The following is a 6,908-nucleotide window of genomic DNA, read 5'->3' on the forward strand; positions in this document are numbered from 1 at the left end:
GGCCTCTCTTCTAAAGCAGGGTCTCTCAAGGCTCGCCTCTCACTTCGCTCAGACGGGAGGTTGCGCCAATGTCTGAGATGCAGAAGAGCCAGAAGGTTCACCAAGGGCACAAGGCTCGTGAGACCGAGCTTCTCGCCATCCACGCCGTCCGCAGGGTCGCTCATCGCGCCAAAGTTAGTCCTGCGCTGGCTCTGGCGATTGCCGAACTGTCGGGCCTCATCCGGGAGGTGCGTCATGTCTAGTCTGGCCACCATCGCCCCGAAGTTGTCGAAGCTCATTCCGATGCTGGCGACAGATCACGATGGCGAAGTGGTCGCGGCCGCCCGTGCCATTGACCGGACGCTGAAGAGTGCTGGCCTGGATCTCCATGACCTCGCCCAGGCATTGGCCGCTCGTGGGCCGGTTGCGATCCCTGGAGACTACGCCGCCCCGGAGCCTGCGCCTCAGCCCTCATCGCTGCGGGATATCGCCAGTTGGCTCCGCACACACGCCACTCATCGGATGAACTTCAAGGAGCGTCAGTTCGTGGCGGATATGGCTTCCCGCCTCTCAACGGGACGTCAGGCTTCCGCGAAGCAGGAGAAGTGGCTTCAGACCCTCTTTTACCGGCTCTACGGGATCGGCGGGGAGTACGTCCCATGACCGATCCCATCGCAATGCCGGGTGTGCCTCACGGCACGCCCGATGCCTACCGCGAGTTCATCAGCGAGACCCTCGACATGGCCCGCATCCAGGCGGAGCTGGGCGTTACTTATGCGTCCATCGGGGACGATGCTGGCCTGGAATACGCGCTGCGCAGATTGGTGGCCTACACCCGCGCAGCCCTCGGAACACTCAATGACCTTCGTTCGAACAAGGAGCAGCGCGTATGACCGCTCTCGATGATCCTTTCACTGATGAGATGGAACGCCTCGGGGCTGCGGAGTGGGAAACCGAGACACCGCGCCAATCCAACCCGATCCGGTGGCCGAACGGCTATGTGCTCGACACCACAGGACTATGGTTCGATCCTGGCGACGACAAGCCTCCCATCCGGTTGTCTGGCCCGTTCACGGTTTTAGGGCTTGCTCGCGATTCGAATGGTGACGGCTGGTCGATTGCCCTCCAATGGTCTGACCGGGACCACATCCAGCACCGCCACTTCGTTCCATTGGCGGATCTGATCGGTGACGGCACGGAAGTTTTGAAGCCCCTTGCTGCTGGTGGACTGGAACTCTCACCACATTCCGACCGTCTGAAGAAGTTCAAGGCCGCATTGGCCGGGCTGGATTGCGGTTCACGAGTCCGCCTCGTCAGGCGAAGCGGATGGCATGGTGACATGTTCGTTCTGCCTAATGTCACCATTGGACACGCAGCCGGCGAACGCGTCGTCTATGATGGTAGGGCCGATGCTGCCCGCTATGGCGAGAGTGGCACCCTTGCCGCATGGGTCGAGAGGGTTGCAAGACCTGCTGCCGGGAACTCCCGCTTGGTCTTAGCTCTTTCGACCGCTTTCGCTGGACCTCTTGTTGATCTTCTCAATGATGAGGGTGGCGGATTGCATCTTGTCGGTGGGTCATCCCTCGGAAAGAGCACAGCCCTGGTAGTCGCTGGCAGCGTCTGGGGTGGCGGTGGTCGTGGAGGATTTACGCAAACATGGCGAGCCACCGGAAACGCGCTGGAGGCTATCGCACGGGCACATTCCGGCACGCTTCTGGCCCTCGACGAACTTGGAGAGTTGGACGCTAAGGAGGCGGGCTCAACGGCCTATCTCCTGGTCAATGGACAGGGCAAGGCCCGCGCAACTCGTGATGCGGAAGTGAGAGTGCGCTCAGAATGGCGCATCATGCTCCTGTCATCGGGTGAAATCGGTCTTGGCGACAAGATTGCTGAAACGGGCAAGCGGGCAAAGGCTGGGCAACTCATTCGCCTCGTGGATGTGCCTGCTGATGCTGGCAGGGGTCTGGGGCTTTTCGAGGACATCAAGGGCCAAGACCCGGCAGAGTTCTCAAAGGAGATCAAAGCAGCGGCACTGCGTACCTACGGAACTGCTGGTCCGGCATTTGTGGAATATCTGGCGGATGATCCCGAAGCAGTGGCGGAAGCCGCCCGGCAGCGCATTGCCGACATGCAGCGGGCCCTGCTGGAGGGGATTGGCGAAACCAGTGGGCAGGCTTACCGGGTTGCTCACAGGTTTGCGCTGATTGCCACGGCTGGCGAGTTTGCCCGTGTCGCTCTCGGTCTTCCGTGGGCTGAAGGCGAGGCGGAACGCGCAACGGCGCTCTGTTTCGACGCCTGGCGCGGCACTCTGGGCGGAGAGGGACCGGGTGAGCTCGTGTCTGCCTTGGAGGCCATCAAGGCAGCCGTCGAGAAGCATGGCGAGAGCCGCTTCCGCAAGGTCTATGACGGAGGTCTTTCTACGACCGATCACGCACCGATCCGGGATCTTCTGGGCTATCGTCTGTCTCGTGAAGGTGAGCTTCTCTGGGGCTTTACGTCCACCGGCTGGAAAGAGGTCTTGGCCGGGATTGCAGAGGCCAAGGGCATTGCCCGCATGATGTCCGAGCGGGGCGCATTGGTGGCGTCCAAGAACGATAAGGCCAACCGTCTCCACGTCAAAGTGGATGGCCGGGTAGTGCCGGTCTACGCTTTCAAAGCCTCGGCTCTTGAGCAGTGGGGAGTGCTGTAATGCGCCCCAACCGCGAAGCCTTCCGCGCCTTCCTCAAATCCGGCTCCTCTCAAAAAACAGGTGTGATGGGTGTGACAGGTGTGATGGAAATTGCCCGACATTTCCCCACGCCTTCCGAAATGGATGAGCGGCAAGCCATGGCGGAGATGGAGGGGGGTGTTCCCCCTCTCTACTCGGCTGGATTTGCCAGGTTGCAACTGACGCCGCCGCCCGGTCTATCGATCCCGAGATGGCTCCAAGCCGTCGATGATGCCGGGTGCTTCCTCGATGCCTTTGGCCAGCAGGCTCAATCCATGGGCTGGCAAGCAGATGATCTGTTTCGCGTGGATGGCCTCGTGCGGGCGCTCGAAGGCGCACATGTCACCAAGCTTACCGCCACTTCAGCATACCTCTCGGATGGCCGCTCGGTTCTACGAAGAAAACTGCGAGTTTTGAAAAGATTTTGAATCGAGCCATTCGGTATGAGCGCGAACAATAATACTCAGGAATACATTGAGTAGCACTAGGAAACTACAGGAAAATGCAGGCGATAAACCGTTAATTTACTTGATTTTTCTGCCGTTAGTTGCTACATTGTGCCTACGAAGAGGTTGGAGTAATGCCGCAACATACGTCTTATTCTGAAGTAGTCCGATTCCGAGCACCGAATGGACTTGCAGAGGCTATCGCTGAGGCTGCGGCCCGCGACCTGACCACATCATCCGAGTTCGTCAGGCGCGCGCTCGTTGATCGCCTCCGCTCGCTCGGGATTGAGCCAGCCAAGACCAAGAGGCACAGCGACACCAGACCAGGTGACGTCTCGCTCTGTGGCGCATAGGGCTGAACGCCATGGTTGTCATCGATACCACTGGCGATACCGCCCAAAACCGGGCGCAGCACTTCAGGCAGGCCATCGTCGCCCTTGAACTGGCCCATGCCTTCCTTGGGGCTGGCATTCAGTCATCCTCGGGGGCTCATGAACGACCTCGGTCTGTCAAAGCCTGGAGTGCAGCAGGCGGGCATCACATGGATCCGCTCGGGGCCACGAACCTCGGGACACTAACCGTTGGTGGCCTGGGTGGGCTTGGAGGCTTCCACGGTGGTGGCGGTGGACGCGGGGACAGCCTCGGCGGGTTCTCGATTGGCGATGTGACGTCGCGGGATGGATACGCCTCGATTGGAGCAGGGATCGACGCCTTCATGGACGCCTACGAGCGCGGTGAAGGTGGCGGATATGGCGGTGGCGGAATGACAGAGGAAATGGGCGGCTACGGCAAGGCCGATGGCTCGCCCTCGAATAACGGTCCTGGGATCTGGTGAGGACTGCGATGGGTACAAACTAGCCAAGAAGGAAGAAAAGCCGTCACAGGCCGCCGTATCGTATCTGGTGAGGCGTTTAGAACGGAGGCAGGCATGAGTAGGCCCGTCGCTGATAATACAATCAAGAAACAGGGGAAGGCCGCACCATTTCAGAAGGGGCAGAGCGGCAATCCTGCGGGACGTCCAAAGGGCTCGCGCAACAAGACCACGTTGGCCCTGGAGGCACTCCTGGACGGGGAAGCCGAGGCGCTGACGCGCCGGGCTATCGAAATGGCTCTGGAAGGCGACACAACGGCCATGCGGCTTTGCATGGACCGGATCATGCCACCCCGGAGGGATCGGCCCGTGCTGTTTGCCATGCCGAAGCTGGAGACGGCCGGGGACGTGGTGAAGGCAACGGCTGCTCTCGTGGGAGCAACGGCCACGGGGGAACTGACGCCTGGTGAGGCGGCTGAACTGAGTAAGCTCGTTGAGGGGTTCGCCAATGCCGTGAAGGTAGAGGAGCTCCAGCGGCGCCTTGAGGCCATGGAAGCTGCCGTGGAGGGCCTGAAATGAGTGTAGGCGCTCTCACCCGGAGACTATCGAAGATTGAACAGGTTGTGGCGCTGAAGGCAGCCAGCGGCTCGACCGTGATTGACGAGAAGGAACGGGCGCACTTCCCAACCTATGCACCGCGCTTCCTGAAGATCCGCACCAAGACGGGCGCCATTGAGCCGTTCGTGTTCAACCGGGCACAGCAGTACATCCATGCCAAGCTGGAAGAGCAGAAGGCGGCAACGGGCCGGGTTCGGGCTCTGATCCTGAAAGGACGCCAGCAAGGTTGCTCTACCTACGTCTCAGGCCGCTTCTATCATCGAGTTTCCCACAGCGTCGGCCTCCGGTGCTTCATCCTGACTCACGAGGACGCGGCCACACAGAACCTCTTCGAGATGGTGAACCGCTACCACGAACAGGTCGATGAGGCCGTGAAGCCCAAGACCGGGGCCGCCAACGCCAAGGAACTGAACTTCTCGGATCTGGATAGCGGCTACAAGGTCGGCACGGCGGGAACGAAGGGCGCGGGCCGCTCTTCGACGGTGCAGCTCTTTCATGGATCGGAAGTGGCCTTCTGGCCGAATGCGGAGAGCCATGCTGCGGGCGTCCTTCAGGCGGTGCCTGACATGCCTGGCACAGAGGTCATTCTGGAGAGCACGGCCAACGGTCTGGGCAACTACTTCCATCAGTCCTGGCGGGCTGCGGAGATGGGACAGAGCGAGTTCATCGCCATCTTCGTCCCCTGGTATTGGCAGGATGAGTACCGGAAGGCAGTCCCGGAAGGGTTCAGCCTGAGCGAAGAGGAGCAGGAATACCAGGAAGCCTATGGCTTGGACCTGGAGCAGATGGTGTGGCGCCGGAACAAGATTGCGGAGCTGAAGGACCCGAACCTGTTTAAGCAGGAGTATCCGGCCACGGCAGCCGAGGCCTTCCAGATGTCGGGGCACGATAGCTACATCCCGGCGCCGCTGATTGTCCGGGCGCGCAAGCACGTTGTTTCGGAGGCAATCGGGCCTCTGGTGATTGGCTTTGACCCTGCTTGGATGGGGCCGGACCGCTCCTCGATGGCCTGGCGCAAAGGGCGTAAGCTTCTGAAGGTGGAGAGCCGTTCCAAGCTCAACGCCATGGAGGCCGCTGGCTGGGTCAAGCAGGTGATTGATGCCGAGAAGCCCATCAAGGTCTTCATGGACGTGGGCGGCATTGGCGCGGGCATTTATGACCGCCTTGTGGAGATGGGCTACAGCGCCATTGTGGAGGCCGTGAACTTCGGCTCCTCGCCTCTGGAGCCGCAGCCACGGGATGAGACCGGGAAGCCTAAGGGCGGCCCCGTCAATCGTCGGGCCGAGATGTGGATGAAGTCCAAGGAATGGCTGGAGGATGAGGGCGGGGTGCAGATCCCGGACCTGGATAGTCTCCAGGCGGATGCCTGCGGTCCAACGTACAAATACGACAGCCTGAGCCGCCTCCAGATTGAGAAGAAAGAAGACATGCGCCGCCGTGGCGTTCCGTCCCCGGACGAGTGGGACGCAGTGGCCCTGACGTTCGCCCGTCCCGTCAACACGACGGTTTACAACATGCCCAAGCGGGACATGCGCTGGCTGGTCTGATGGGCGGCGCAACGAGAATTCAGCGAGACAGAAAGAGGAAAACTGCAATGAGCTTTCATGTTGGTCAGGTGGTGGTCTGCGTGGATGACAGCGGGCTCCCGGGGCCTGACGTCGTGACGGAGGTGCCAAAGGTTGGAGGCGTCTACACGATCCGCGAAATCCGACCGGACGAGTATGGGGACGGCCTGCTGCTCCACGAGCTTCATAATCCCCTGCTTCAGTGGGTCTGTGGCGGCGAAGGCGAGGCGTCTTTCCATAACCGCCGCTTCCGGCCTGCCAAGATGACAAGCCTTGAGGTGCTGGAGGCGGTGCTGGAGCCAACCCGGCGTCTGGAGGAGATCCAGCATCCAGGCGATGCGCTCCAGCGGAAACGACAGGTACTAGGGGTATCGGCTACCTCTGCCTTGTTGGTAAATTAGGTTCGCCAGAGTACGTGCGTCCGCTTTGGCTCTCTCCGCCAGCTCCCGCCGTATATCGCTGAGACAGCCTAGTGCCGTATCGCAGCGGGAGCAGTGGACGACTGAACCATCGTTGGACTTTACGGGCACAACCGCTCGTGTCGAACCACAAGCGGTGCAAAGATAACTCAGGCTGATGGTGTCGCTAGTCAACCTGAAGGCTCACTGGCGAGATTGGCAGGCGTGGTGTCGGTTCCTGGTGCTGCGCGGATGCTACTACGGTGGGTGATCCAAGTTTTGGAAGGATGGGTGCTGCGATAATGCCCGCTATGAGAGCGAAAGCCGCTACGGTGAGCCCAATCCGTCCGTACATTGCCATCAGATCCTTACGTGTCATTCACT

Annotated in this window: 9 protein-coding genes; all 9 read left to right on the forward strand. The window is 60.7% G+C overall.

Annotated elements, in window-relative coordinates; all coding sequences use genetic code 11:
- Positions 1 to 68: 68 nt before the first annotated feature.
- The 9 genes from ACFOYU_RS00160 (at position 69) to ACFOYU_RS00200 (ending at position 6,527) form a co-directional block, all read left to right on the forward strand.
- On the forward strand, positions 69 to 242 hold the full coding sequence (locus ACFOYU_RS00160) for a hypothetical protein (protein WP_377031992.1): 174 nt from the start codon (positions 69 to 71) through the stop codon (positions 240 to 242).
- Positions 235 to 642 carry a hypothetical protein gene (locus ACFOYU_RS00165; RefSeq protein WP_377031993.1) on the forward strand — a complete coding sequence of 136 codons (408 nt, stop codon included), beginning with the start codon at positions 235 to 237 and terminating at the stop codon, positions 640 to 642. The genes ACFOYU_RS00160 and ACFOYU_RS00165 overlap by 8 nt, the downstream gene beginning before the upstream one ends.
- A complete protein-coding gene (locus tag ACFOYU_RS00170; RefSeq protein ID WP_377031994.1) occupies positions 639 to 872 on the forward strand; it encodes a hypothetical protein in 234 nt (77 codons plus the stop codon). The genes ACFOYU_RS00165 and ACFOYU_RS00170 overlap by 4 nt, the downstream gene beginning before the upstream one ends.
- On the forward strand, positions 869 to 2,668 hold the full coding sequence (locus ACFOYU_RS00175; protein ID WP_377031995.1) for a DUF927 domain-containing protein: 1,800 nt from the start codon (positions 869 to 871) through the stop codon (positions 2,666 to 2,668). Before ACFOYU_RS00170 ends, ACFOYU_RS00175 begins: the two co-directional genes overlap by 4 nt.
- On the forward strand, positions 2,668 to 3,114 hold the full coding sequence (locus tag ACFOYU_RS00180; protein WP_377031996.1) for a hypothetical protein: 447 nt from the start codon (positions 2,668 to 2,670) through the stop codon (positions 3,112 to 3,114). Before ACFOYU_RS00175 ends, ACFOYU_RS00180 begins: the two co-directional genes overlap by 1 nt.
- Positions 3,115 to 3,673: 559 nt before the next feature.
- Positions 3,674 to 3,967 carry a hypothetical protein gene (locus ACFOYU_RS00185; RefSeq protein WP_377031997.1) on the forward strand — a complete coding sequence of 98 codons (294 nt, stop codon included), beginning with the start codon at positions 3,674 to 3,676 and terminating at the stop codon, positions 3,965 to 3,967.
- Positions 3,968 to 4,060: 93 nt separating this feature from the next.
- Positions 4,061 to 4,522 carry a DUF5681 domain-containing protein gene (locus ACFOYU_RS00190; RefSeq protein WP_377031998.1) on the forward strand — a complete coding sequence of 154 codons (462 nt, stop codon included), beginning with the start codon at positions 4,061 to 4,063 and terminating at the stop codon, positions 4,520 to 4,522.
- Positions 4,519 to 6,108, forward strand: coding sequence for a hypothetical protein (locus ACFOYU_RS00195; protein WP_377031999.1), 1,590 nt, complete (start codon positions 4,519 to 4,521; stop codon positions 6,106 to 6,108). Before ACFOYU_RS00190 ends, ACFOYU_RS00195 begins: the two co-directional genes overlap by 4 nt.
- A 47-nt stretch (positions 6,109 to 6,155) precedes the next feature.
- Positions 6,156 to 6,527: a hypothetical protein gene (locus ACFOYU_RS00200; RefSeq protein WP_377032000.1), complete on the forward strand. Its 372-nt coding sequence runs from the start codon at positions 6,156 to 6,158 to the stop codon at positions 6,525 to 6,527.
- The last annotated feature ends 381 nt before the right edge of the window (positions 6,528 to 6,908 follow it).

The sequence above is a fragment of the Microvirga sp. GCM10011540 genome, assembly GCF_042650665.1.
GTDB lineage: Bacteria > Pseudomonadota > Alphaproteobacteria > Rhizobiales > Beijerinckiaceae > Microvirga > Microvirga lenta.